Source organism: Halorubrum sp. 48-1-W, from assembly GCF_003287355.1.
Taxonomy (GTDB): domain Archaea; phylum Halobacteriota; class Halobacteria; order Halobacteriales; family Haloferacaceae; genus Halorubrum.
In genome coordinates, this window is sequence record NZ_QMIM01000028.1 from 35301 (window position 1) to 60088 (window position 24788).

The 24788-nt window shown below is 68.0% G+C and carries 22 protein-coding genes, 1 tRNA gene and 1 pseudogene; 6 read left to right on the forward strand and 18 right to left on the reverse strand.

Annotation, left to right across the window (positions count from 1 at the left end; all coding sequences use genetic code 11):
- Positions 1-37 precede the first annotated feature (37 nt).
- From DQW50_RS13120 to DQW50_RS13155, 8 genes are all read right to left on the reverse strand, one after another.
- Positions 38-1231 (reverse strand): ABC transporter ATP-binding protein, encoded by a 1194-nt coding sequence (locus tag DQW50_RS13120; RefSeq protein WP_112079727.1) that lies wholly within the window; start codon positions 1229-1231, stop codon positions 38-40.
- 1 nt (position 1232) lies between these two features.
- Positions 1233-2141: a carbohydrate ABC transporter permease gene (locus DQW50_RS13125; RefSeq protein ID WP_112079728.1), complete on the reverse strand. Its 909-nt coding sequence runs from the start codon at positions 2139-2141 to the stop codon at positions 1233-1235.
- Between the two features lies 1 nt (position 2142).
- Positions 2143-3027 carry a carbohydrate ABC transporter permease gene (locus tag DQW50_RS13130; RefSeq protein ID WP_112079729.1) on the reverse strand — a complete coding sequence of 295 codons (885 nt, stop codon included), beginning with the start codon at positions 3025-3027 and terminating at the stop codon, positions 2143-2145.
- A gap of 18 nt (positions 3028-3045) precedes the next feature.
- Complete coding sequence (locus tag DQW50_RS13135; protein ID WP_112079749.1) at positions 3046-4233, reverse strand: ABC transporter substrate-binding protein; 1188 nt, start codon at positions 4231-4233, stop codon at positions 3046-3048.
- A 359-nt stretch (positions 4234-4592) separates the two neighbouring features.
- A complete protein-coding gene (locus tag DQW50_RS13140) occupies positions 4593-5690 on the reverse strand; it encodes a glycerophosphodiester phosphodiesterase (protein WP_112079730.1) in 1098 nt (365 codons plus the stop codon).
- A gap of 139 nt (positions 5691-5829) precedes the next feature.
- A complete protein-coding gene (locus DQW50_RS18220; protein ID WP_198664682.1) occupies positions 5830-5982 on the reverse strand; it encodes a hypothetical protein in 153 nt (50 codons plus the stop codon).
- A 91-nt stretch (positions 5983-6073) separates the two neighbouring features.
- Positions 6074-7243: a glutathione-independent formaldehyde dehydrogenase gene (locus DQW50_RS13145; RefSeq protein WP_112079731.1), complete on the reverse strand. Its 1170-nt coding sequence runs from the start codon at positions 7241-7243 to the stop codon at positions 6074-6076.
- A 423-nt stretch (positions 7244-7666) separates the two neighbouring features.
- Entirely contained in the window at positions 7667-8266 is a 600-nt protein-coding gene (locus tag DQW50_RS13155) for a hypothetical protein (RefSeq protein WP_112079733.1), read from the reverse strand.
- A gap of 391 nt (positions 8267-8657) precedes the next feature.
- Here DQW50_RS13155 and DQW50_RS13160 point away from each other — a divergent pair, with 391 nt between their 5' ends.
- Positions 8658-9695 (forward strand): PAS domain-containing sensor histidine kinase, encoded by a 1038-nt coding sequence (locus DQW50_RS13160; protein ID WP_157964870.1) that lies wholly within the window; start codon positions 8658-8660, stop codon positions 9693-9695.
- A gap of 185 nt (positions 9696-9880) precedes the next feature.
- Here DQW50_RS13160 and DQW50_RS13165 read toward each other — a convergent pair.
- The 3 genes from DQW50_RS13165 to DQW50_RS13175 form a co-directional block, all read right to left on the reverse strand.
- Positions 9881-9953: transfer RNA gene (locus tag DQW50_RS13165), tRNA-Thr, on the reverse strand.
- Positions 9954-10567: 614 nt separating this feature from the next.
- Positions 10568-10957, reverse strand: coding sequence for a peptide ABC transporter ATP-binding protein (locus tag DQW50_RS13170; RefSeq protein ID WP_112079735.1), 390 nt, complete (start codon positions 10955-10957; stop codon positions 10568-10570).
- Complete coding sequence (locus DQW50_RS13175; protein ID WP_112079736.1) at positions 10944-11165, reverse strand: hypothetical protein; 222 nt, start codon at positions 11163-11165, stop codon at positions 10944-10946. Before DQW50_RS13175 ends, DQW50_RS13170 begins: the two co-directional genes overlap by 14 nt.
- Before the next feature lie 263 nt (positions 11166-11428).
- Here DQW50_RS13175 and DQW50_RS13180 point away from each other — a divergent pair, with 263 nt between their 5' ends.
- A complete protein-coding gene (locus DQW50_RS13180; RefSeq protein ID WP_112079737.1) occupies positions 11429-11842 on the forward strand; it encodes an EamA family transporter in 414 nt (137 codons plus the stop codon).
- A gap of 33 nt (positions 11843-11875) precedes the next feature.
- Here DQW50_RS13180 and DQW50_RS13185 read toward each other — a convergent pair whose 3' ends face one another.
- Genes DQW50_RS13185 through btuC form a run of 3 tightly spaced genes read right to left on the reverse strand, consistent with a single transcriptional unit; the run spans position 11876 to position 15252 of the window.
- Positions 11876-12865: a class I SAM-dependent methyltransferase family protein gene (locus DQW50_RS13185; protein WP_112079738.1), complete on the reverse strand. Its 990-nt coding sequence runs from the start codon at positions 12863-12865 to the stop codon at positions 11876-11878.
- Between the two features lie 51 nt (positions 12866-12916).
- Positions 12917-14113: an ATP-binding cassette domain-containing protein gene (locus DQW50_RS13190; protein WP_112079739.1), complete on the reverse strand. Its 1197-nt coding sequence runs from the start codon at positions 14111-14113 to the stop codon at positions 12917-12919.
- The gene (gene btuC, locus DQW50_RS13195) at positions 14110-15252 is read right to left on the reverse strand and encodes a vitamin B12 ABC transporter permease BtuC (protein WP_112079740.1); all 1143 of its coding nucleotides are present in this window, start codon (positions 15250-15252) and stop codon (positions 14110-14112) included. The genes DQW50_RS13190 and btuC overlap by 4 nt, the downstream gene beginning before the upstream one ends.
- A gap of 62 nt (positions 15253-15314) precedes the next feature.
- On the opposite strand from btuC, the gene DQW50_RS13200 reads away from it, so the two are divergent.
- The gene (locus tag DQW50_RS13200) at positions 15315-16403 is read left to right on the forward strand and encodes a PGF-CTERM-anchored ABC transporter substrate-binding protein (RefSeq protein WP_112079741.1); all 1089 of its coding nucleotides are present in this window, start codon (positions 15315-15317) and stop codon (positions 16401-16403) included.
- Positions 16404-16440: 37 nt separating this feature from the next.
- Here DQW50_RS13200 and DQW50_RS13205 read toward each other — a convergent pair whose 3' ends face one another.
- Positions 16441-17670 (reverse strand): pyridoxal-phosphate dependent enzyme, encoded by a 1230-nt coding sequence (locus DQW50_RS13205; RefSeq protein WP_112079742.1) that lies wholly within the window; start codon positions 17668-17670, stop codon positions 16441-16443.
- A 98-nt stretch (positions 17671-17768) separates the two neighbouring features.
- Here DQW50_RS13205 and DQW50_RS13210 point away from each other — a divergent pair, with 98 nt between their 5' ends.
- Positions 17769-19085 (forward strand): NAD(P)/FAD-dependent oxidoreductase, encoded by a 1317-nt coding sequence (locus tag DQW50_RS13210; protein ID WP_112079743.1) that lies wholly within the window; start codon positions 17769-17771, stop codon positions 19083-19085.
- Here the strand turns inward: DQW50_RS13210 and DQW50_RS13215 are convergent.
- From DQW50_RS13215 to proS, 3 genes are all read right to left on the reverse strand, one after another.
- The gene (locus DQW50_RS13215) at positions 19082-20314 is read right to left on the reverse strand and encodes a hypothetical protein (RefSeq protein ID WP_112079744.1); all 1233 of its coding nucleotides are present in this window, start codon (positions 20312-20314) and stop codon (positions 19082-19084) included. The genes DQW50_RS13210 and DQW50_RS13215 overlap by 4 nt on opposite strands.
- A gap of 102 nt (positions 20315-20416) precedes the next feature.
- A complete protein-coding gene (locus DQW50_RS13220; protein WP_112079745.1) occupies positions 20417-21562 on the reverse strand; it encodes a hypothetical protein in 1146 nt (381 codons plus the stop codon).
- A gap of 134 nt (positions 21563-21696) precedes the next feature.
- Positions 21697-23178: a proline--tRNA ligase gene (gene proS, locus DQW50_RS13225; RefSeq protein ID WP_112079746.1), complete on the reverse strand. Its 1482-nt coding sequence runs from the start codon at positions 23176-23178 to the stop codon at positions 21697-21699.
- A 115-nt stretch (positions 23179-23293) separates the two neighbouring features.
- Between proS and DQW50_RS13230 the strand changes: the two genes are divergently transcribed.
- Together DQW50_RS13230 and DQW50_RS13235 are read left to right on the forward strand one after the other, a co-directional pair.
- A complete protein-coding gene (locus DQW50_RS13230) occupies positions 23294-23893 on the forward strand; it encodes a CoA pyrophosphatase (RefSeq protein ID WP_112079747.1) in 600 nt (199 codons plus the stop codon).
- Between the two features lie 133 nt (positions 23894-24026).
- Positions 24027-24632, forward strand: a pseudogene (locus DQW50_RS13235) (RNA-guided endonuclease InsQ/TnpB family protein); the annotation flags it as partial.
- Between the last annotated feature and the right edge of the window lie 156 nt (positions 24633-24788).

A 24788-nucleotide genomic window follows, 5' to 3' on the forward strand; every position in this document is an offset into this window, starting at 1 on the left:
AGTCGGCCGTCACCGAACGGTCGGCCGGACGCCCACGTCAGTCGTTCGTCGTCGCGTCGATCCGGCCGGCCGGGGCCGGGGCGGTCGCGGAGTGGTAGAACGCCTCGCCGGTCTCGGGAGCGAAGAGGTGGAGCCGCGCCGGGTCGTAGGTCACGGAGACCGTTCCGCCCGGCTCGAGCGACGACCGGGGTTCGGCCCCCATCTTGAACGTCGCGTCCCCGACCGAACAGTGGACGAGCAGGCTGTCCCCGAGCGGCTCCGTGACCTCGACCGTCGCATCGAACGTCGTCTCCCCGAGATCGGGACGGTCACGGGCCGGATACAGGTCCTCCGGTCGGATCCCGAGAACCGCGGTCGGTCGGTCACCCGCGTCGGGATCGGCGAGCGCCTCGGCTTCGGTCCCGTCGAGCCACTCCCCGTCGGTCCCGTCCACCGTCTTCCCGCTCGGCAACGGGATCCGGAAGCCGTCGTGGACCGCGACACCGTCTTCGACCGCCACGTCGATCATGTTCATCGCCGGGTCGCCGATGAACTCCGCGACGAATCGGTTCGTCGGGAAATCGTACAGCGCCTGCGGCGGGTCGACCTGCTGGATCCGCCCGTCGTCCATCACGACGACCCGTTCGCCGAGCGTCATCGCCTCCGTCTGGTCGTGGGTGACGTAGACGGTCGTCGTGCCGAGTTCCGCGTGGAGCCGCGTGAGCTCCGCACGCATCTGGATCCGTAGCTTCGCGTCGAGATTCGAGAGCGGCTCGTCCATGAGGAACGCGTCCGGGTCCCGAACGATCGCCCGGCCGAGTGCGACGCGCTGTCGCTCCCCGCCGGACATGGCCTGCGGCTTGCGGTCGAGCAGGTCGGTGATGTCGAGCGTCTCGGCGGCCTCCGCGACGCGTCGGTCGATCTCCTCGTCGGCGAACGAGTCGGTAGCGTTCATGCCGAAGGTGATGTTCCGCCGTCCCGTCATGTGCGGGTACAACGCGTAGTTCTGGAACACCATCGCGACGTTCCGGTCCTTCGGCTCCGTGTGCGTGACGTCGCGGTCGTCCATGCGTATCTCGCCGTCCGTCGCCGTTTCGAGCCCGGCGAGAAGCCGGAGCGTCGTGCTCTTCCCGCAGCCACTCGGGCCGACGACGACGAGGAACTCGCCGTCCCGGACCGTCAGGTCCAGCCCGTTGACTGCGACGACGTCGTCGAACTCCTTTCGGAGGTTTCGTAGCGTTATCGTGGTCATGTCATTTCTGTTGGATCGCGAACGTCTCCAGGAGCGGTTTCCGGAAGAGGATCATGAGCGCCAGCGGGGGCAGAAGCGTCAACACCGAGCCGGCCATCACGAGCGACCAGGAGAGCTGACCGCCCTGAACGTCGCCCTGGAGCAGCTGTAAGCCGACCTGTGCGACCTGGTTCGCCTCCGAGTCGATGATCACCAGCGGCCAGAGGTACTGGTTCCACGCGTAGACGAACATGATGATCGAGACGCCGACGAGGACGCCCCTCGACATCGGGATCAACACCCGGAGCGTGAACGCCACCGGGCCAACCCCGTCGAGCTTGGCGGTCTCCACGATCGACGTCGGAATGGAGAGGAAGTGTTGCCGGAGGATGAAGACGGTCGTCGCGCTCGCGAGGTACGGAACCGTGATCGCGAGCAGGCTGTTGCCCCACCCGAGGTCGTTGATCAGCTGGAACAACGGGACGAACCGGATCGGGACCGGCAACAACAGCGTGAACAGCACGAACAGGAACACGAGGTCCTTGTACGGGACCCGGTAGTAGACGATCGCCACCGCGGCGAGCACGGAGATCACGAGCTTTCCGACGACGACGACGACGGACATCAGAAGCGAGTTCCACATGAACCGACCGAAGCCGTAGTCGACGATCGCCTCCCGGTAGTTCTCGACGGCGTACGTTCCGGGGATCAGGTCGGGGAGGCTCGTCACGATCCCCTGCTGTTTGGTGCTCACGACGACCGCGATGAAGATCGGGAACACGACGAGCGTCACCAGAAACCAGAGCTGGAGGTGGACGCCGGCGTTGCCCTCGCGTCCGGCCAGCAACGTCGACTCCTCGTCCCGATCGCCGACTATCGACCGTTTCACTGCCTCGAACCGCCGTTTCGCGTACTGGATCGTGTCCGTCATCTCACGCCCCGTAGTAGGAGTACTCCTCGGTCAGTCTGAACTGTATCACCATCAGGACCGCCACGACGAGGAACAAGACGACGGATTTCGTCGAGGCGACCCCGAAGTTGAAATAGGAGAACGCCTCGCGGTAGAGGTCGAATATCAGGATGTTCGTGGCGTTCGAGGGGCCGCCGCTCGTCAGCAGGTCGACGAACGCGAACGTACCGAAGAACGCGTAGATCGTGTTGATGATGACGAGGAAGAACAGCGTCGGGGTCATGATCGGGACGTACACGGAGACGAGCCGACGGAATCGGCCGACGCCGTCGATCTCTGCCGTCTCCGTGAGGGCGTTCGGGACGTTGTTCATCGCTGCGATCATGAATATCACGTTGTACCCGATCTGCTTCCAGATCGCCGCGAGCACGACCACGACGAACGCCTGTGGGCCGTCGTTGAACCAGTCGAGGTCGATGCCCACCGCCTCGATCGGCCCGGTGAGGACGCCGAGCGTCGGGTGGAGAACGAACAGGAACACGAGCGCGGCGACCGCGGGCGGGAGGGCGTACGGCCAGATCACGGAGATCAGGTACCAGTCCTGTCCGGAGTCGACCTCGTGAATGAGGAACGTCACGTACAGCGAAACGACGATCACGCCGGCGACGACGAGCGCGGCGAAGAGGACGGAGAGCGCCACGCTGGAGTGGTAGCTCGAATTCGTCAACAGCGTCGCGTAGTTTTCGAGCCCCACGAACTCCTCCGCACGACCGAACCCGGCCTTGAAGAAGCTGGTTCGGAACGCCCTCGCCGTCGGATAGTAGAGGAACACGACGGAGACGAGAACCGTCGGTACCAACAGCAGGGCTGCCTGTAGGCGACCGTCGAATATCTCCCGTGTGGACATGTGAGCCGTCGACCTCGTTCACTCGTAGTACTCGGCCAGGACGGACTCGACCTCCGATTTCATCGCTTCCAGCTCCGAAGCCGGATCGTCGGCGTTGATCGCGTCGACGGACTTGTCCTGTATCACCGTCTGGACGTTCCGGGCCGGGCCGAGAAGCGCCCGCTTCGTGGCGGGGTCGGAGGCGTCGCCGTTCTGGAGCTGTTCGAGCGCGACGTTGTACATCGGGTTCTCCTCGAACCACCCCTCCTCGCGGAGCGCGTCGACCGACGGTTGCGTGATCGGGTAGTACCCCGACCCCTTGTGCCACTCCGTCTGGACCTCCGGTTGGGCCATGTACTGGAGCAACCGGCCGATCTCCTCGTACCGGTCCTCGGGGAGCCCGTCGGGCACGTAGAAGGACGCCCCACCGATGACCGGACCGACCCGGGTGTCGCTGATGGACGGATAGGGGGCCGCGTCGACGGTGAAGTCCTCGGAGTCGGCGATCAGTCCCGCGACCGACGCGGTGCTCGTGAGGACCATGGCCGACTCCTCGCTGATGAAGAGCGAGGTCGCCTCGCCCCACGCCTCGATCCCCGGATTGGTGTAGAGGCCGTCGTCGGCCATCCCCTTCCACCAGTCGTAGAGGTCGTAGACGGCGTCGGGCGTGTAGAACTCCGAGGGGTCGCCGGCGTGGCCGTTCTCGGCGTCGGTCATGAGTTCGCCCTCGAAGCCGTACCACGTCTCCACGAACCAGACGTGGTTCGGCCAGGTGATGCCGTACTGGGTGACGCCCTCGTCGACGAGCGTCTCGGAGGCGGACCGGACCTCCGCGAGCGTGCTCGGCGGGTCGTCGGGGTCGAGGCCCGCCTCCTCGAACGCGTCGCGGTTGATGTACATGATCGCGTTCGAGTTGTTGAACGGGAGCGAGGCGAGCTCGCCGTCGACCGTGAAGAACTCGGTGACGTTGTCGAGGAAGACGTCAGTGTCGAAGTCGTCGGGGAGGATCTCCGCGACCGACCGCACCTGATCGGTGTCGAACACCTGCTGGGCGAACAGGCTGTCGACCTGGAACATGTCCGCGACGTTCCCGGAGTCGAACGCCGAGAGGGTGTTCGTCAGGACGTTCTCGTAGGAGTCTTGAAACTCCATGTTCGCCTCTATCCCGTGTTCGGCCTCGAAGTCGGACGCGATCGCGTCGAGCGTCTCGCCGTTCGTCCCGCCCATCGCGTGCCACGCCGTCAGTTCGTCGGCGACGGGCGAGAACTCCGCCTCGCTCCCGCCGAGGGTTCCCATACATCCCGCCAGCCCGGTCGTCGCGCCCAGCGCCGCCCCCGCGGTGGCGAGCGTGCTTCGGCGTGAGATCTCGCGCGTCGAGTCGTTGTTCGACGTCATGCGACCGGAGGTGACGAAAGCAGGCTAAAAGCCTCTGCTAAGAGCGCTACGGACCGGTTTGAGCCGTACGGACCGCTATATATCGCTCCGTGGTTCGGGCCGATCCGGGTCATCCGACGTGGTGTATCCACCGACCGGGATCGGCAGCCCGGTCATCCGTGGCCGAGCAGTCAGGACCGTCCGATCGGTCTTCAGTGACCGCCGAGCAGGCCCGCGTAGTCGGCGATGATCCCGTCGACGCCGACCGCCTCGAGCCACAGTGCCTGATACCACGTCTCGACCGTCCAGACGTTCACCTCGCAGTCCGCGGCGTGGGCGGTCTCCACGAGACCGACACCCGCGTCCTCCGTCCCCTCGGAGAAGGGCGTTCCCCGGATCATGCCGATCGGTGGATGGATCGCCTCCGCGTCGTACGCGTCCGCGATCTCGAGGCCGTCCTCGACCGACTCGGACAGGATCGGCGCGAGCGGATACGACGAGACCTCACGGCTCGCCGCCAGCGCGGCCTCGTAGAACGACGACAGGAGCACCTCGTTGTCGTAGTCGTCGAGGACCGAACACACACGCTCGACGAACGGCCGCCAGACCGCCGTGCGCTCGACCAATTCGTCGGCCGGAAGCTTCTCGCCGAGGCGGAGATCCCCGCGACCGGGGTTCTTCAACTCGACGTTCACGCCCACGTCCGTGGGGAGCGCCTCGAGTACGTCCCGAAGGAGGGGAACCGTCTCGCCGCTGTCGAGGACCTCCGCGTTCGTGACCGTCTCCGTGTCCGTCTCGTACACGAGACCCTCGGCGTCGGTGAGGCCGAGCAGACCGCCGGCACGCTCCGAGAGCCGGTCGTCGTGGAAGAGTACCACGTCGCCGTCGGCGGTCGCGACGGCGTCGACCTCGACGAGGTCGGCCCGTCGAGCGTCGGCGACGTCGGGGCCCGCGGCAGCCTCCACCGCTGTAACCGTGTTCTCCGGGTTCTCGCCAGCGAACCCGCGGTGAGCGATGAGCGTCGGCGTGGACCCGCTCCCGGGTTCGCGCGGCTCCGGCGGGTCGGTCCCCGTTCCGGATGCCCCCTCGCGGTCCGTATCCGTCGTGTCGCGCGTGCCACCGTGCGTGTCGTGCGTTCCGCCGTCCGTGTACGCCAGCCCGACCGCTCCGGCGGTCGCTAGGCCGGCAGTCCCCGCCAGCAGGGTCCGACGACGGGAGACGGGCGTTTCATCCGCGGCGTTCGTTTCGCGCTCGTCGGTCGTCGAGGGAGTCGTCTCGGTTGCTCGGGGCGGGTCGTCGGACCGGGTCATGGACGTCGGTGTCGCGTTCCGGGTATAGGGGCTGCTATGAGGCCTCCCGAGGGCTCCGTACCCGGACGTACCGGCCGCGTCGCGGTCGCGGTCGTCGTCCTAGTCGCGGTCGTGGTCGTCGTCCCGATCACGGTCCAGTTCAGATCCCGAGTTCCGCTCTGAGGTCGTCCCACTCCTCGTGGAAGCCGTGGGTGGACTCCGTCTCCACACCCACGGCGGACTGGTACACCTCGTCGTACTGGAGCAGTTCGCCCCACCCGTCGTGGAACGCCCAGTTACAGTATTTACACATGTATCGGCGGACGTGTCGCCCAATGATAAGCGTTGTCGAGGTCGAAAAAACGCGAGGACGGAACCACGGTCGTGCGGACGGATCACCCGGTTCAGGGCTCGAGCAGGACCTTCGTGACGCCCTCCTCGCGGGCGTCGAACGCCTCGTACATCTCGGGCGCCTCCTCGAGGTCGACCCGGTGGGAAACGACCCAGCTCGGGTCCGCGCGGCCCTCGATGATCATGTCGCGCAGGTACCGGTTGTACGCCTTCACGTTGCACTGGCCGGTCCCGCACTTGAGGCCCTTCTCGAAGAACTTCCCGAAGTCGATGCCGAGCCGTCCCTGCGCGGCCATGTCGTCCGGGGCGCCGGGGTCCTCCGGGACGTAGAGTCCGGGGACGCCGAGCTGTCCCGTCGGCCGAACGACCCGGATCAGGCTGTTGAGCACGACCGCCGGGTTCTCCTTGGCCGGCTGGTAGGAGTAGTCCTCCGAGTCGGTGTCGACGTCGTCGGGGTCCGTCGCCTGGTACCCGACCGCGTCGACTCCCTTGTCGACCATCCCGCCGTGTACCTCGATGATCTGGTCGACCGGGTCGCCCTCCGAGAAGTCGATCGCGTGGGCGTCACAGTGTTCCTCGGCGAGGTCGAGCCGGCTCGGTACCTGATCGACGACGTAGATCTCGGCCGCGCCCTTGATCTTGGCGCTGTAGGCGGCCATCAGTCCGACCGGACCGGCCCCGAAGACCGCGACCGACTCGCCGGGTTGGAGGTCGGCCAGTTCGGTGCCGTGCCAGCCGGTCGGGAAGATGTCCGCGAGAAGCGAGAACGCGTCCTCGTGTTCGCGCCCCTCAGGGAGTTTCAGCGCGTTGTGGTCCGCGTAGGGGACGCGGAGCTTCTCGGCTTGTCCGCCCGGATAGGGGCCCATGGCGACGTAGCCGTAGGCGCCGCCAGCGAACCCGGGGTTGACGTTGGTACAGAAGCCGGTGTATCCCTCCTCACAGTTCTGACAGAAACCACAGGAGACGTTGAACGGCATGACGACGCGGTCTCCCTCCTCCAGCGTGGAGACGGCCTCGCCGACCTCGCTTACGATCCCCATGTTCTCGTGGCCGAAGACGATGCCCTCCTCGGCCGCGGTTCGGCCCTCGTACATGTGGAGGTCCGACCCACAGATACACGACGTCGTGATGTCCACGACCACGTCGTTCGGGTGTTCGATCGCCGGTTCCTCCACGTCTTCGACAGCGACCTCGTACGGTCCCTGATACACTACTGCTTTCATAAACGATCCGTGTAAACAAAGCACCCCATATCACCTAAATCTATTTACACATCAATTACCTTTAATAAATTCATCACGATCGATAGCAACATTTTCTCGACACGGGACGACCCCCGACCGTCCCATCGAGATCCGTGACCGCTCCTATCGAGGGATTCAAACCGTTCGGCCGCCTCCATGCGATCGAATGTCTCCCATTCGGAACACGGGGTCCGTATCGTGACCTACCGCCGCGGTGGCCACGTCCGGAGCGGTACCGACGCGGTCGAGCGAGGGTGTGACCTCTGTGGATGGCACGGCGTCGCTGACTCCTACCCACGGCTGATAACCTCCTATCAGCGACACCTCAGGGAGGAGCATCCGAAGGCCTGGCTCAGGGCGTGAAGTAGGGGCACCCGCCGCCACTATCGGTCGCGAGTCGAGTCACGGCTCGGCGTGTTCCGTCCGTCGTCGCCAGACGACCATGTACAGCTCCCACGGGTCGAGGCCGTACCGGTCCGTGAGTTCGTCACACGCTGTGAGGTAGTCGTCGTACTCGTCGACCGAGGGCGGGTCCGGGTACGGCCCGAGGTCCGTCAGGTCGCGAACGGTCCGCCACTCCCGGGGGCCGACGACGACGAACTGGTCCGGGTGGACGAACGCGAGGAACGCCGAGGCGACCGGGAGGTCGATGCCGGGAAGCGCGGTCAGGTCGTCGATCGCCGTCGCGTAGCCCGTCGATCCCGCCGAACCCGACCCCTCGCGTTCCGCCTCGACCGCGGTCGCGATGGCGTCCCGGACGGCCTCGAAGTCGGCCCCCTCGAACGCCTCCTCGCGTCGGCTCCGGTCCTCGCCCGCGGGCTCGTCGCCGAGGTAGCGACGGCCGTACCACCGAACCACCCACTGGGCGTCCCGGCGACCGTACTCGCCACTTCGGAACGCGTCCGGCAGGGTCTCGACCGCCTCGGACTCGACCGTGTACAGGGGCTCTTCGGATCGGTACGCCTCCAGTGCCGTCTCGACGTCGGCTCGTGAGGGGTCCATGTCCCCGCGATCGGCCGCTGGCCACCTAACGCTTCCGCGCTGTCGGGCAGCGTCCCACGAGCCCGGCGGCGAAGCGAGCGTCCTGCTCCGGCGCGTCGCCTCCGCCCCACACGCGAGCACGTGTGGGTGCCGACTTCACCCGTGTTTTTCCGGTCGTGCTGAATACAGAGGATGGACCGTGTTTAGACGCGGTGTAGGTTGGCTTCTATTGCCGTTATCGACCCAACGAGAGTGGAGTGACTTCACGGCTGATCCCGTTCCCACTACCAGCCCTGAACTGACGCTTTCTGGGGCGTCTAAACGAGGCCTAACGCGCGTACTTAGCGACACTGAGCTAACCAGCGAATTCGATTCGACATTTTATAGTCACTGTACTCTACAGCACGTATACATGTCGCCGGAGACCGAGGAAGACACGAATCTCCGGGGACTCATCGAGAGTTCGCCGGATTCGATCGTAATTGCCAACCCCGAGACGGGGGAGATCGTCGAGGTGAGTCAAGCGGCTGAAACGTTCTTCGGCTACACCCAGGAGGAGTTGTACTCAATGGACGTGCTTGCCCTCCACCCTGCCGACGAGCGAGATCGGTATGAAGACCTCTTCAAAACGCACTTTGAGCGGAACCCAGCGGTCATTTCACAGTTCGACGACGGATCACCTGTGTTCGCGGTCACGGCTGATGGCGACCGGATTCCCGTCGAAATCAATGCCTGGGCCATGGAAGACGTGAACCACGACCAGCCGCTCTTCCAGGGCGTCTTCCGAAACATTTCGGAGCGGCTACGGCGGCAACGTGAACTCCAACGCCAGAACGAACAACTCGATGAGTTTGCGAGCGTCATCTCTCATGATTTACGGAACCCACTGAACGTCGCACAAGGCCGCACAGCGCTTCTTGATCGGGAGTACGAGAGCGAACATATCGAGTCCCTTCGGACTGCATTGAGCCGGATGGAAGAGATCGTTGAGGATACCCTAGCGCTCGCCCGTAACGGCCAACGAGTCGGTGAGATGGAACCGGTCAACCTCGTGAGTGCGATCGGCAAGTGTTGGGAGACGGTTGATACCTCCGCCACTACGTTGGAGATCGAAGACGACCTGAGGATCCGCGCGGACCCAGATCGAATCCAACACGTCTGTGAGAATCTGCTTCGCAATGCCGTCGAACACGGCGGCGACGATGTGACGGTTCGGATCGGCCAGGCGGACGAACAGACGCTCTATTTTGAAGACGACGGGCCGGGCATTCCTGAAGACGAACGGGATGCGGTCTTTGAGCCGGGATACTCGTCCACGGGTGGTGGAACCGGATTTGGGTTGGCGATCGTACAGCGGATCGCTGAAGCACATGGGTGGGGGGTCACGCTGACTAACAGCGAATCCGGTGGTGCGCGTTTCGAGTTCACCGACGTCGAAATTCAGCGATGACTACAGCCTCTGTATTCTACAGGGGACCCCAAACTTCACCGGCCAGGAACGTGCTCATAAAAAGTCTCAGAATCGCTTTTTGAAGCCGGAGGAGGCGATTGTGAACCACGGTCGTTTCGCTCCGCTTCACGCTCTGATTCAAACCCCTCCCGCGGCTCTTCGACTCCACGTCGTTCCGTCAGAAGAGCCGGAGGAGGGATTTGAACCCTCGACCTATTCCTTACGAAGGAATCGCTCTGCCAGCTGAGCTACTCCGGCACGCATCCGTTCATACCCCGATGACGAAAATAAGGGTTCCGAAACGGAGTCGCCGACGGGACCGCCGATCGCCCGAATCGGCTCCGATCGAACGCGACAGGTTGACCGCGATCGACCGTTATCGAAGAGATTCCGATACACGAAACGATACGAACGATAGCTACCCGATCGTTTCACAGTATCTCGAGTCTTGGTATCTATATAAGGAAAAAACATATATATCCGATTGGGCATCCATCGAGTGCCGAAAGACACTGTGTACCTCCCAACAGCGGGGACCGGTTCCCGCGACGGTGTCTGCCCGATCGGAGCCCGTATCGGGCGGCGACGACCGCGGCGGCGACAGCGTGACACGGCACGTCACGACGTCCCTACGATCCGCCGTCGAGCGGTCATCGGCTGTCAGCAACGACCGCGGCCGACGTGTGATCCACGTCTTCGAGACGCCAAGCGCGAGGTCGCCTCTGGCCCCGACGTCACGGCCGCGGACTCTCGTCATGTGACGGGCTGTGGTCGTCGGCCCCGATCGTCGCTCGGGGTTGACGGCGTTTCCGTCGTCTCCGTTCCGACCCTGAGGACCGCCCAACGCCATTCGTCACGTGCCGTCGTCGGGGTCAATCGACGAAGCGGCGTACGGCATCCGCCGCCGCCGACAGACCGCTCCAGCCGGCACCGACCAATCCGGCGAGGCGGATTTCGGCGGGAGAGACACCCAGCGCGCGTGCGATCGGACCAGGGCGTGCGGCAGCACCGAGCACCGCGACGGTTCGTCCGCGGACGCGGAACTCTGTCGTAAGGTCCGCCCCGACCAGGAACCGCGTCGGGCCGGTCGCGTCCGCTTCGACCGGGAGGTTCCGAACGACCCGGACGGCCCCCCGGACGCTGGGTACCTCCACGAACACGTGGTCGCCGGTCGACCGGACGTCCATCCGAACGCCGTCGACCGTGAGAGTCAGGTCGTCCGTCGTGATCGAAAGCGGAGCGGGCGGGTCAGTCCCGTTCACGGGTCGTGACGCGAACGGTACCGTCGAGTCGCCAGCGAGCGTGCTCGACGTCCTCACCGGTGCCGCTCGGGACGTCGACGTACATGTCTTCGAACTCGTAGATGATCTCCGCGTTCCGGCCGGTCAGCCGGTCGTACAGGCCGATCGCCAGCTCCGGCCAGGTGGTCGTCTCCTCGATCCGCTCTTCGGGGTCTTCCGTGTCGCTCATGCGATCGACGATACGCGCCCGAGCGGCATATAACTTGTCACTGGAATGAAAATAGGTCGCGGTCGAGTCTCCCACGGCGGAACGGTCCCAGGCCACGGAGCGTGGTCCGCGGATCGCCGCCCGCCGGAAACGGCGGCCGGATCGCGGTCCGTTTTTGATGACGGCCGTACCAGACGGGGTATGGGTCTCACGCCAGCCGACATCGCGCACCGTATACGACCGCAGGGGCTTCCCGTGGACGACGACGAGGAAAACGAACGGTCATGAACCAGGTAGTCGTCCTCGCGCTCGTGGGCGCGGTCGCGTGGGGGTTCTGGGCGGTCCTCGCCGACGCGGCGACCCGGTCGATGGCGCCGGAGGTGGCGATGATAGTCTCCTACGCGGTCGCCATCGCCGTCGCGGGGGTGTACACCTGGCATCGTGGAACGAGCCTACTCGGGAGCGACCCGATGGCGCTCTGGTTCGCGGGTCTCGGCGGGGTCGCCGCCGGCGTCGGCGCGGTCGCCTACTACATGGCGCTCCAGGTCGGCTCGGCGGGGATCGCGACGACGATCACGGCGATGTACTTCGTCGTCGCCGCCGGCCTCGGCTTCGTCGCCTTCGGAAACGTCCCCGAAGCCAGCGACCTGGCGGGGATCGCCGCGGCGGTCGTCGCGGTCGTGCTGATCGCGTACTGACCCTCCGACCGGTTCCACCGACTCCGACCGGCCTCACGCCCGGGTCAACCGGACGTCGAGACAGACGTTGTACTCGTGGGGCGCGTACGACCGGACGACGCGCTCGGTCTCGACGGCGACGTCGTACTCGTCGCCCACGGCCGCACGGATCGCCCGGGTCCCTGGACCGAACGGGTCGTCCTCGCCCTGGATGTCGTAGTAGTGGATCACGCACTCCTCGCCCGCGAGCGACACCGCGGTGTCGAGGAACGCGTCGGCCGAGTGCGGGAGGTTCATCACGAGCCGGTCGGCAGCGTCCGCATACGCGTCCGTCGTCTCCCGGACGTCGCCGGCGAGCGCGGTCACGCGGTCGGTGACCCCGTTCCGCTCGGCGTTCTCCTCGAGGTACGCGATCGCCGCCTCGTTGAGGTCGCAGGCGACCACCTCCGAATTGCGGGCCGCCATCGGGATCGCGTACGGGCCGACCCCGGCGAACATGTCGACGACGAAATCGCCGGGTTCGACCGTCTCCACGACCCGGTGTCGCTCGGTCGCGAGCCGGGGCGAGAAGTACACCTCGGCGACGTCGAGCGCGAACTCGTGGCCGTACTCGCGGTGGACGGTCTCAGTGCCGTTCCCGGCGAGCACGTCCCACCGGCGAACGCGCAGTTCGCCCTCGATCGGCGAGGCACGGTTGAGGACGGTCGCACACGGGAGGTCGGAGGCCATCACGGCGTCGGCGATCTCGCGGGCGCGCCCGTCGTCGTCCTCGTCGAGGATCACGATGTCGCCGAGGCGTTCGAGCGACGGCTCGTAGCCGAGCAGGTCGGCGGGGGTCCGCGGGCGGTCGCGCTCGGCCGCGTCGCGCTCGACGATCCGGTCGGCGAGGTCCGCCGGGACCGCGGAGGCGTCGGTGACGGGAATGTAGATGGACCCGTCCTCGACGGCGATCTCGTGATCGCCGTCGAGGAGGTCGGCGGCGGCGAGCCGTTCGCGGACGGCCTCGCCGCGCTCGCGCTCGACGGCGACGCAGGGGACGCTCATTGCCGGAGGGACGGGGGCGGGCCGATAAAGCGTGACGTTTCGGGGGCAAGGCTACGTCGACCCGTTCGAGTCCGCCCCGTCCGCCGCCGCGTCCGCGACCGCCTCGAGCACCGCCTCCCCGTCGACGTCGGCGGGGACCTCGACGACTCGCTCCGCGGCGGAGACGACCTCGCTCACGTCGGAAGCGGACTCCCCACACCCGTCGCTCCGGCCGACGACGAGGGTCACGTCCGCCGCCACGGCCAACTCGCGTGCCGCCGCGAGCGACTCGGCGTCGACGCCGGCGAAGGGAGGGACCGTCACGACGGGGGCGTCCGCGTCGGCGGCCGCGACGGCGGCGGCGTCGCCGGCGGGGACCACGCCGAGGGAGACCCCGTGGTCGGCGGCCGCGAGCCGGGCGACGACCCGCGCAGTGTCCGGGCCGGTGCCGACGACGTGGACCCGTCGGGGCTCGGCGTCCGACCGCGGGAAGGCGGTCACGGCGGGCGTCCCCGTTGCCGGGTTCCGGCCGACGAACGGTTCCGCGTCGAACGCCCCGCGGACCGACCCGGCGTCGAGCACCGCCGTAGGCGGGCCGCCGGCGTGGACCGACCCGCCCGCGAGGACGACGACCCGGTCGCAGTACCGTGCCGCCATGTCGAGGTCGTGGATCGCCGCGATCGCCGCCCGGCCCTCGTCGACGAGGTCGCGGACGAGGTCCATCGCCGTCACGGCGTGGTTCACGTCGAGGCTCGCGGTGGGCTCGTCGAGGACCAGCGTCGGCGTTCCCTGTGCCAGCGCTCGCGCGAGCAGGACGCGTTGACGCTCGCCCCCGGACACTTCGCCGATCGATCGGTCCGAGAAGCGCTCGACGCCGGCGGCAGCCATCGCCTCGTCGACGGCCGCGACGTCCGCGGGCCCGTGGCCGTCGAACCGACCGAGGTGCGGGGTCCGCCCCATCTCGACGACGTGGCGCACCCGGAAGTCGAACGCGAGGCCGGTGTCCTGGGGGATGCTTGCCACGCGCCGGCCGACCTCGCGGGCGGACAGGCCGTCGATCGGGTCGCCGTCCAGTCGGACCGTGCCCGCGTCGGGCTCGACGGTCCCCTTGATCGCCCGGAGGACGGTCGTCTTGCCCGCGCCGTTGGGGCCGACGAGCCCGACGAACGAGCCCGGTTCGAGCGTCACGTCGACGCCGGAGAGGGCCTCGACGTCGCCGAAGGAGACGGAGAGGTCGCGGACGGAGACGAGCGGACCGTCGACGCTCACAGTTCGTTCACCTCCCGGCTCATCAGGAGGTAGACGAAGAAGGGCGCGCCGACGGCGGCGGTCACGACGCCGACCGGGAGCTCCGCAGTCCCCGAGCGCGCCGCGGTGTCGGCGGCGACGAGGAAGGTCCCGCCGGCGAGCGCGGCGGTCGGGAGCAGAACGCGGTGGTCGGGACCGACGACGAGCCGGAGCATGTGCGGGACGATCAGGCCGACGAAGCCGATGACGCCCGCGAACGCGACCCCCGCGGCCGTGATCAGCGCGCTCGCTGTGAGCAGTATCCGCTTGGTTCGCTCGACCTCGATCCCGAGCCCGTGGGCTTCCTCCTCGCCGAGTAAGAGGACGTTCAGGTCCCGGGAGTACACGAGGAGCACGAGGAAGAGCGGCGGGACGACGAGCGCGGTGGCCGTGACCTCGCTCCAGGCGGCCCCGGAGAGGTGGCCCATCAGCCACGCGACGATCCGGCGGAGAGACTCGCCCGCCTGGAGTTGGAGGTACGAGATGACCGCGCCGAGGAACGTCTGGACGGCCACGCCGGCCAGGAGCAGGGTCGCGACCGGGGTCCGGCCGTGTCGCGTCGCGATGGCGTACACGCCGAACGCCGCCACTAGCGCACCGACGAACGCGAACAGGCTCACGCCCGCCCCGTACGAGAGGCCGACGTCGACCGCGCCGACGAGGGGCAGCGTCAGCGTCGCCGACAGCGCGGTCGGGAAGACGATGAACGCGACCGCGCCGACGGCCGCGCCCGAGGAGACGCCGATGATGGACGGATCCGCCATCGGGTTCCGGAAGAACCCCTGCATCACGGTGCCCGCGGCCGCGAGCGAGAACCCGACGAGCGCCGCGAGCAGGATCCGCGGGAGCCTGACGAGCAGGACGATCCGGCGGTGGACGTCGTCGACGGGGAACGCGAACGGCGAGCGGTACGCGAGGTCGATCCCCGGGAGCGCGAGCGGGCCCGCGCCCCGCGTCCCGAGCTCGACGCCCGCGGGAACGACCGTCGCGTTCAACACGACCTTCAGCACCTCCGCGGGGGGGATCCGCACCGGTCCGATCCCCGCACTGACGACGACGACGACGGCGAGCACGGCGGCTAGGGCTGCCGACCACGTCACCGCTCGACGCCGAACACGCATTCGCTAGTCAACAGAACTTGTAGTAGGTAAATACTTATTGGACCGGGCGCGTCGATCCACCGATGCGAGACAGCTTCGCGGTCGTGGTCGCCCTGCTCGTGACGACGGCCCTCGTGGGCGGCGTCGCGGGCGGGGCGGCGGGGGCACAGCCGGTAACCGAGGTAGCGGGTGGCTCGGACGTCCAGCACGAGGTAGCGGGTGGCTCGGACGTCCAACAGACGGACGGGGAGTGTTCGTTCCCGCTCGAGGTGACCGACGCGACGGGCGAGACGATCACGCTCGAGGAGCCGCCCGATCGGATCACGACGACGAACCCCTCGGCGGCCCAGACGCTGTGGGAGGTCGGCGCACGGGATCGCGTCGTCGGCGTGACCCAGTACGCGGCGTACCTCGACGGAGCCGAGGGGAAGGAGAACGTCTCCGCGGAGGGGCTCGGCGTCAGCGTCGAGCGCGTCGTCGGCACCGAGCCCGACCTGGTGTTGGCCCCTAACGCCTCCGCGGACCAAGTCGAGGACCTCCGGAACGCCGGCCTCACCGTCTACCACTTCCCCGAGGCGACCGGCGTCGCCGACATCGCCGACAAGACCGAAACGATCGGCCGGCTGGTCGGCGAGTGCGACGCCGCTGTCGAGACGAACACGGAGATGAACGACACCGTCGAGGAGGTCCGGGACCGGACCGCCGACCTCGACCGCCCGGCCGCGCTCTACCCGCTCGGGAGCGGTTTCGTCGCCGGCGGGAACACCTTCATCGACGAGGTGATGACGATCGGCGGGCTCGAGAACGTCGCCGGCGAGGAGCACGAGGGGTACCCGCAGCTCTCGGACGAGGTCGTCCTCGAGATGGACCCGGAGCTGATCCTCGTCAACGAGCCGGACTCGCCGATCATGAACGAGACCCCGTACGCGGAGACGACCGCCGGCCAGGAGGGGAACGCGATCGTGATCGATGTCCACTGGCTGAACCAGCCCGCGCCGCGCAGCGTGATCGAAACGACGACGAGGATCGCGGACGCCGTCGAGGAGTACGCCGCCTCGGAGGGCGGGGACGGGGCGTCCGAAACCGGCGGGAACGCCCCCGGGTTCGGCGTCGTCACGGCGGTCCTCGCGGTCCTCGCGACGCTCGCTGCGGGCGTGGCACGCAGCCCGTAGCGGCTCGAGTTCCCTCGCCGACTCGGACCCCGTCGACTCAGATCCCTTGACCCATCAGGTGGCTCCGCAACACGTCGGGCGTCTTGAGCCCGGCGTCGGTGTTGAGCAGGACGACGGTCTCGTCGCCGTCGAAGTAGTCCGCCTCGGCGAGCTCCCACGCGCCCGCGGGTGCGGCCCCGCCGGCCACGCCCATCTCGATCACCTCGTTCTGGGCGACGGCGACCGCGCTCGCGAGGACGTCCCCGTCGTCCGCGGTCACGGCGGTCCCGCCGCTCCGCTCGATCGCCTCGAGCGCGGCGCGGCCGCCGGCCGGGTCGGGGACCTCCAGCTCGCCGCAGATGGTGTCGGGCGTCGACCACGGTTCGGGCTCGTCGAGCCCGCGTTCGACCGCAGCCGCGATCGGGGCACACCCGCTCGCCTGCGCCGCGACGAGCCGGGGTATCGCGTCGATCACGTCGACCCGTGCCAGCTCGGCGAACCCCTTGTACACGCCCGCGAGCACCTCGCCGGTGCCGGTCGGGACGACGACGACGTCGGGAGCGCCGCCGAGGTCGGCGACCAGCTCGAACGCGACCGTCTTCACCCCCTCGTGGCGGTAGGGCGTCGTGAACTCGTTCAGGTCCGTGTACGTCGTCTCCAGCTGGTCGTCGACGGCGGCGACCGCGTCGGGGAACCGCCCGCCGACGACCCGCATGTCGCCGCCGTGGACGTTGGTCATCGCCTTGTTCGAGAACGCACACCGCGAGGGGACGAACGCGTACGACCGCAGGTCGGCCCGCCCCGCGTACGCCGCCATCGACTGCCCCGCGTTGCCGGGGCTCGCGCACGCGAGCGGCTCGACGTCGGCCCCCGCCGCTGCCCGGCCCGCGACCGCAGTCATCGCGACGGAGAGCCCGCGGTCGAGGACGGTCCCCGTCGGGTTCCGCCCCTCGTCTTTGACGTACACGGCCCTGACGCCGAGCTCGTCGGCCAGCCGCTCGGTCGGCACGAGCGGGGTCGACCCCTCGCTGGCGGAGAGCCCGGCCGACGCGGGGAACGGGAGGAGCGCGTCGAACCGCCAGTGGCCCGCAGCAGGGGTCCCGGCGGGACCGCCGCTGACCGTCGACGCGCTCGTCCCCTCGAACAGGTCCTCCGGGTCGACCGCGTCGTAGTCGTAGGTCGGTTCGACGCGCCCCGCCTCCTCGGGGAGTTCCGCCGGGTCCGCCGTCTCGTACACTCGCCCGGACGCACGACTCTCCAGCCCGCGGAACGCCTCGGTCGTCTCCATACGAAAGCTTCCGGCGGGCGGGACTAATCGCTTCCCACTCCGGTCGAAACGGTGGCGTCCCGCCGTCGCTTATAAGCGACCGGCCCGAACCCCCACGCATGGACGCAGACGCCATCGTCGTCGGCGGCGGACTCGCCGGGCTCGGCTCGGCGGCTCGGCTCGCGGAGGCGGGCAGGGACGTGACGCTCCTCGAACGACGGCCGACAGTCGGCGGTCGGGTTCGGTCCCGCGAGGTCGACGGCTTCACGCTCGACCGGGGCTTCCAGATACTGTTCACGAGCTACCCCGCCGTGAGGCGCGAACTCGACGTCGACGCGCTCGACCTCCGCGCGTTCTCGCCTGGCGCGACGATCTGTCGACCGGGGTCGCGGGCCGTCCTCGCCGACCCGCTCCGCGAACCGACCGCCGTCGTCGAGTCCGCGCTCAACCACGAGGTCCCCTTCTCGGACAAGCTCCGGACGCTCGCGCTCCGGTACGACCTCTCGAAACGCGCTGCGGACGAGTTCTTCGCGGGATCCGGCCCCGACGCGTCGATCCGCGAGTATCTCACGGACTGGGGCTTCTCGAGCGACTACGTCGCGAACTTCGTCGAACCCTTCTACGGCGGGATCACGCTCGACCGGTCGCTTTCGACCTCCAAGGCCGTCTTCGAGTACACCTTCCGCGCGATGAGCCGCGGGTCGATCGCGATCCCCGCCGGGGGGATGACGGCGATCCCCGAGCAGTTGGCCGAGCGCGCGGCGGACGCCGGCGTCGAGGTCCGCACGGGCGAGGACGTCGAGGCGGTCGACGTCGGCTCGGGCGGCCGGTTCCGCCTCGGTTCCGGGGGCCCGGCGGACGGCGCGCGCGTCGAACTCGCCGACGGCGAGACCCTCGACGCCGACGTCGTCGTCGTCGCGACGACGCCGCCGGAGGCGCGGACGCTGACCGGCGTCGAGTCGATCCCCGATGCCGGCGTTCCCAACGTCACCGCGTGGTACGCGCTCCCCGAGCGCTCGTCGTTCGCGACCGGACGGCGGATCCTGCTCAACGCGGCCGACGAGTCGCCGAACGCGGTCGTGCCGATATCGGAGGTCGCCACCGAGTACGCGCCCCGGAACCGGCCCCTGCTCGCAGCGACGTTCCTCGGCGAGTCGGCGTTGGAGCGCGACGCGGAGGACCTCCGTGTGGACACTCGCGAGGCGCTCTCGTCGTGGTTCCCCGAACGCGGGTTCGAGAGCCTCGAGACGGTCGCCGTCGACCGGATCCCCTTCGCGCAGTTCGCCCAGCCGCCGGGGATTCACGCGACCCTCCCCGACCCGGACGACCCGGAGGGGCCGGTGGTGCTCGCTGGCGAGTACACCGAGTGGTCCTCGATCCAGGGCGCGTTGGCGAGCGGGCGGAAGGCGGTGACGACGGCGAGCAAGTACCTCTAGTCGGTCGACGCGTCGCGGTCGGTGTCACCGCCGCCGTCACCGGGTTCGTCGTCACCGACGCCGGCTTCGCCATCGCCGTCGTCCGGCAACGAGAGCACGTTCTCGCGGCCCAGCCGGAACCCCTCCAGGTCGCCCTCGTCGCGGAGGCCGGTCACGACCTGGCTCGTCTTGGCGGCCGTCCAGTCGAGCTCCTCCGCGACCCGCTTCTGTTTCATCCGTCCCCCCTCGCGCTCGATGAGCCGGAGCACCTGCTCCTCGTTGCTCAGGAGCTCCGCGTCGACGGGCGAAACGTCCCCACCGTCGTCCGCGGAGCCCCCGTCGGCGGGCTCGCCGTCCGACGGTCCGCCGTCGACGGGGCCCGCCTCCGCCGAACCCTCGCCCGCGGCCGTTTCCGCCGTCGAACCCTCGCCCGCGGCCGTTTCCGCCGTCGACCCCTCGTCCGCGGTAGCGCCGGTAGTCGGAGGCGCCGACCCCGCCGATTCCGACGACCCCCGATCGCGCCGGACGTACGCCACAGCTCCGCCGAGGACGACGAGGAGCCCGACCACGGCGAGTGCCGGGAGCCAGCCCGGGAGCGAACTCAGGGCGGACTCCGGGACAGCCGTGAGCCGCGGTTCCCCCCCGGCGAAGTCGACGGGGCCGACCCAGACGACCGACCCCTCGCGCGTCTCCGCGGGGTCGGGCGAGGCCGACGCCAACTCGTGGGAGTCCGGCCACGAGAGGATGAGCGAGCTCTGCTCGTCGAGGAACATCCCGTCTATCGCGTCGCCGACGGCGATCCGGCCGTCCTCGACGGTCGCGAACCCGCCCCAGCGGAACCGGTAGGTGACGACCCCGTACTCCTGGGGGATCTCCCGGCGCTCCGCGGTCACGGAGACGTTCGAGACGGACATCTCCCGTCCCGTCGCGTTCGACGCCTCTCCGACCGTCGTCTCCATCCGTCCCCGGAAGCGGTCGGTGTACGCCCCGGGGTCCGCCTCGAGGTCCGTCCGGAACTCCTCGAAGGCCTGCTCCTCGTCGTCCGTCGAGAGCCGTACCCGGTACTCGATCGTCCATATCGCGTCGCCGTCGGCGTCGACGTCGGCGGTGATCAGGACGTCGTCTGGGTCGATCTCTTCCTGTTGGGCGAAGGGATCGCCCGCGACCCCCGCGACGCCGGTGGACGCGCCGACGAGGAGGCCGGCGACGAGACAGCAGGCGACCACGAGGAGGGCGGTCGTTCGCTTCACGGACGGGCGAACACGCGCGCGTGCTAAATCGCTTCGCATGTCTCCCAGTCGTCACCGACCCCAGTGGCCGTTCGACGACCGTTTCTCCACGTCATCGGCAAGCTACGGCTCGCCCCGATCGCTTCCGTCCGCGTCCCCGTTCGAGTCCTGGCCGGAACCACCGTCGGTTCCGGAGGTCTCGTCGTCCGTTGAGCCGTCACTCGTGGAACCGTCGTCACTCGTGGGACCGTCGTCGCCCTCGGCGTCCGTTCCGTCGCCGCCCTCGGCGTCCGTTCCGTCGCCGCCCTCGGCGTCCGTTCCGTCGCCGGTCGCCCCATCGCCGGTCGATCCGTCATCGCCCGCGTCCGCTCCGGCGGTGGCGTCGCCCCCGGCGGTGGCGTCGCCCCCGGCGTCGGACTCGCTCGCGTTCGCACCGTCACGCTCCGGGGCGTCCCCGGCCGTGTCGTTCCCGATCGTGTCGTTCCCGATCGTGTCGTTCCCCGCCTCCGAGACGTTTGCCGTCGAGTTCGGACCGCCGATCGCCGGAGTCGAACCGTCCGATCCGCCGGGGCCGGCTCCCGGACGGTCACGCTCGGGTCCCATCGGCGCCCCGGTCCGGTTCCCGCCGATCTCACGGGCGATCGCCGCCGTCTCCGGGCCGCTCAGCTCGCTCGCCCGCTCCCTGAGCGTCCGGATCCGCTCCGCGTCGACGCCCTGCTCCGCGAGGACGTCAGCCGGGAGCCCGGACGCGACCTCCGCGCTCCGCTCCGTCGTCCGGTTCACCGTTACCGCCCGTGCGCCGATCTCCGCCTCCTGTCCTGCGTACACGCCGTCGCTCACGTTTCCGGCGGAGCGGCGTTCGCGGAGGTCGCGCCGTCGCTCGCGGAGCTCCGCGACCCGCTCCTCGTTCCGGTCGAGTTGGTCCGCGATCACCGCTGCGCGCTCCTCGTCGGTCTCCGCCTCCGCGAGCCGGATCCCGAACGACCGGGACTCGACCTCGCCGTCGACTTCGGCCCCCTGTACGCCGATGACCCCGGAGAGCCGCTCTCCGGGGCTGATGTCGCTCGTGTCGTTCTCCGCGACCTGCGTGTCGTTCTCCCCGGCTTGCGTGTCGTTCTCGTCGACCTGTGCGTTCTCGTCGACCCCCGTGGCGTCGCCGATGGCCGGTGCCGACCCGGGCTCGCCGGTCACCGCGGCACCCAGCGGGACCATCGCGATCAGTCCAACGACGACCAGCGCCGCCACGAGCAACGGGATCCGTCGAATCATGTCCGTCGATCGGCGGCCGCCGGGTAAATACTCCCACACCCCTCGTCCCGAATTAAGCCGAATTAAGCCGGATCTCGGCGCGAGACACCCTTCGAGGGGCGGTCCGGGGCGCGAGCCGTCGGTGAGTGACCCGTTCAGTACGACTTCGCGAAGTACGCCGTTCGCTCGGCCGGGTCGCCGCAGATCGCGCACGTCTCCCCGTGGTCCGCGTCGCCGTCGACGAGCGGGTCGTCGTCCTCGAAGGGGACCATGACGATCTCGGCGGCCATCGGCTCCTTGATCGGCTCCTCGCACGCCTCGTCGCCGCACCACGGCGTCTTCACGTACCCGCCGTGCTGGCCGAGCGTCCCGAGGATCCCGGCGCGGTCGTCCGCCTCCCTGACCGCGCCGTCGAGGGTCTCCTCGGCCGCCGCGTACAGCTTCGCGTACACCTCGTCGAGGTGTTCACGGACCGTCTCGACGACGCCCTCGCGGTCCTCGACGTGCTCCTCGCCGTCGGGACGGTGGTTCAGCGTGAGCTCGTCGTCTTCGACCTCGTAGGGGCCGATCTCGACCCGCAGCGGGACGCCGTTCAGCTCGTGCTCGTTGAACTTGAACCCGGGGTTGCGCTCGTCGCGGTCGTCGAGTTCGACGCGGATCCCCGCTGTCTCGAGGTCGTCCGCGACGCCCTCAGCGTACTCGAGCACCTCGTCTCTGGTGTCCTCCTGCCAGATGGGGACGACGACGACCTGCGTCGGCGCGACCGTCGGCGGGAGCACCAGCCCCTGCTCGTCGGAGTGGGTCATGATCAGCGCGCCGAGTGCGCGCCAGGAGAGCCCCCAGGAAGTGGTGTGCGCGGTCCGCTCGTCCTCGTTCTCGTCGGAGAACGTGATGCCGAACGCCTCCGCGAACGACCGCCCCAGGTGGTGGGAGGTCGCGCCCTGAACCGACTTGCCGTCGGGCATGAGCGCCTCGACGGTCGTCGTCGTGTCCGCGCCGGGGAACTTGTCGTGGTCCGGCTTCTGGCCCTTCAACACGGGGATCGCGAGCAGGTCCTCGTAGACGGACTCGTACTGGTCGAGCCGCGTCATCGTCTCCTCCCAGGCGCCCTCGCTCGTCGCGTGGGCGGTGTGGCCCTCCTGCCAGAGGAACTCCTTCGTCCGGAAGAACGGCTTCGTCTCCGTCGCCTCCCAGCGCACGACCGAACACCACTGGTTCACGCGTAGCGGGAGGTCGCGGTGGCTCCGCACCCACTGGGAGATGTACGGCGTGATGATCGACTCCGAGGTGGGCCGGACCGCGAGCCGTTCTTCGAGCTCCTCGGTCCCCGCCTCGGTCACCCACGCCACCTCGGGGTCGAACCCCTCGACGATGTCCTTCTCGCGTTCGAGGTACGACTCCGGGATGAACATCGGGAAGTAGGCGTTCCGGACGCCGGTGTCCTTGAACTTCGCGTCGAGGAACCCCTGGAGCCGCTCCCAGACCGCGTACGCCCGCGGCCGCGTGACGATGAACCCGCTCATCCCCTCGGGGCCGTAGTCCGCGAGCCCCGCCTTCCGCACGACTTCGGCGTACCACTCGCCGGTGTTGTGTGACTTGGACTCGGTGATCCCGAGCTCCTGGTCGTCGTCGCTCATTGTTCCTCACAGGGTGGGTCGCCGGCTTAAAACGTCCGAAGCCGAACGAGGCACCCCCTTTCGATCCGCCGGAACCCGGAGAAACGTTAACCACGTCCGGACGCCTACGTCCCGTATGGACCTGTCGGGGCTCCGCCGTCACACGCCACGGTCGCTCGCCGGCCGCCGGGAGGCGGCCGTGTTGGCCCCGGTGATCGAACGCGACGGCGACGCCCACCTGCTTTTCACGAAGCGCGCGGAGCACCTCGGCGAGCATCCCGGACAGATGAGCTTCCCCGGGGGCGGCCGCGAGCCGGTCGACCGGACCCTGACCGACACCGCCCTCCGCGAGGCGAACGAGGAGGTGGGAATGCGCCCGAACGAGGTCGACGTCGTCGGCCGCATGGACGACACGCGGACCAGCAGCCACTACGCGGTCCGCCCCTTCGTCGGCGTCGCGCCCGACCGGGAGTACGTCCCCGACGAGTCGGAGGTCGCCGAGGTCGCCGTCCTCGCGGTCGACGACCTGACCGACCCCGCGAACTACGAGTCCGAACGACGGGTCGGCCACCCGGAGTACGGCGACCACCGCGTCCACTACTTCCACGTGGACGGCTACACCGTCTGGGGGGTGACGGGCCGGATGGTCGTCCAACTGCTCGAGCACACGACCGACTGGCGCGCGCCGGCGGAGGTCGACCGCGTCGTCGGTCCCGACGCGGACCTCCCAGTCTGATAGTGATTACCAAAATTGAGGCGAGAATGCCCCTTCCTCCACGAGCGAGTACCGCGAGCGAGTAAGGAGGGGATGAATCGCCGTACACCAGTACAAACCATTAAATCGACATATCTCTAATCAAGAGACAGCGATGGAGTACAGTCACCGCTACCACGCCTACCCAACACAAGAGGTAGCGGAGCGGCTTGATCACCACATCGATGTTCATCGCCAAGCGTACAACTACACCCTCTACGAGTACGAGAACGTGGACGCCGACGACATCGGCTCTGCGTACAAGCACCACTCTCGACTTCCCGACTGGAAAGACGAGTTTCCCATCTTCTCGGACGTCAATTCGAAGGCTCTCCAACGAACCGTCACGCGGTTCTATCAGAACCTCACCGGACTCTCCGAACAGAAGCAAAATGGGAACAGGGTCGAGAAACTCACATGGAAATCACCCAGAGACTACCAGAGCATGACGTACTCGCAGTCCGGCTTCGAGCTCAAAAACACGAGTGGCTGCACCGCGACACTCTGGCTCTCCAAAATCGGAGATATCGAGATCTGCTACCATCGCGAGATCCCCGACGAGGCATTCATCAAAGAAGTCACGGTGAAACAGGAAACGACCAGCGAGTGGTTCGTCTCCTTCGGCCTCGAAACTGACACGGCAGATCTGCCTGAGAAACCCGAGGTAGAGACGCTCGATACGAGCAACAGTATCGGGATTGACCTCGGGATTGTAAACTACCCTACCCTACTCCCTCGGCGCTACGCGCCTCGGTCCTTGAGGGTAAGGCTTTGATGTGGACTCCCGGCAATCAGTCCCCAGCAATAGTCTGGTAACTCTCGCCGTTCAACGTCCCACCATTCACACGCACGTCTACTGGTGCGTCTCCGCTCCCCG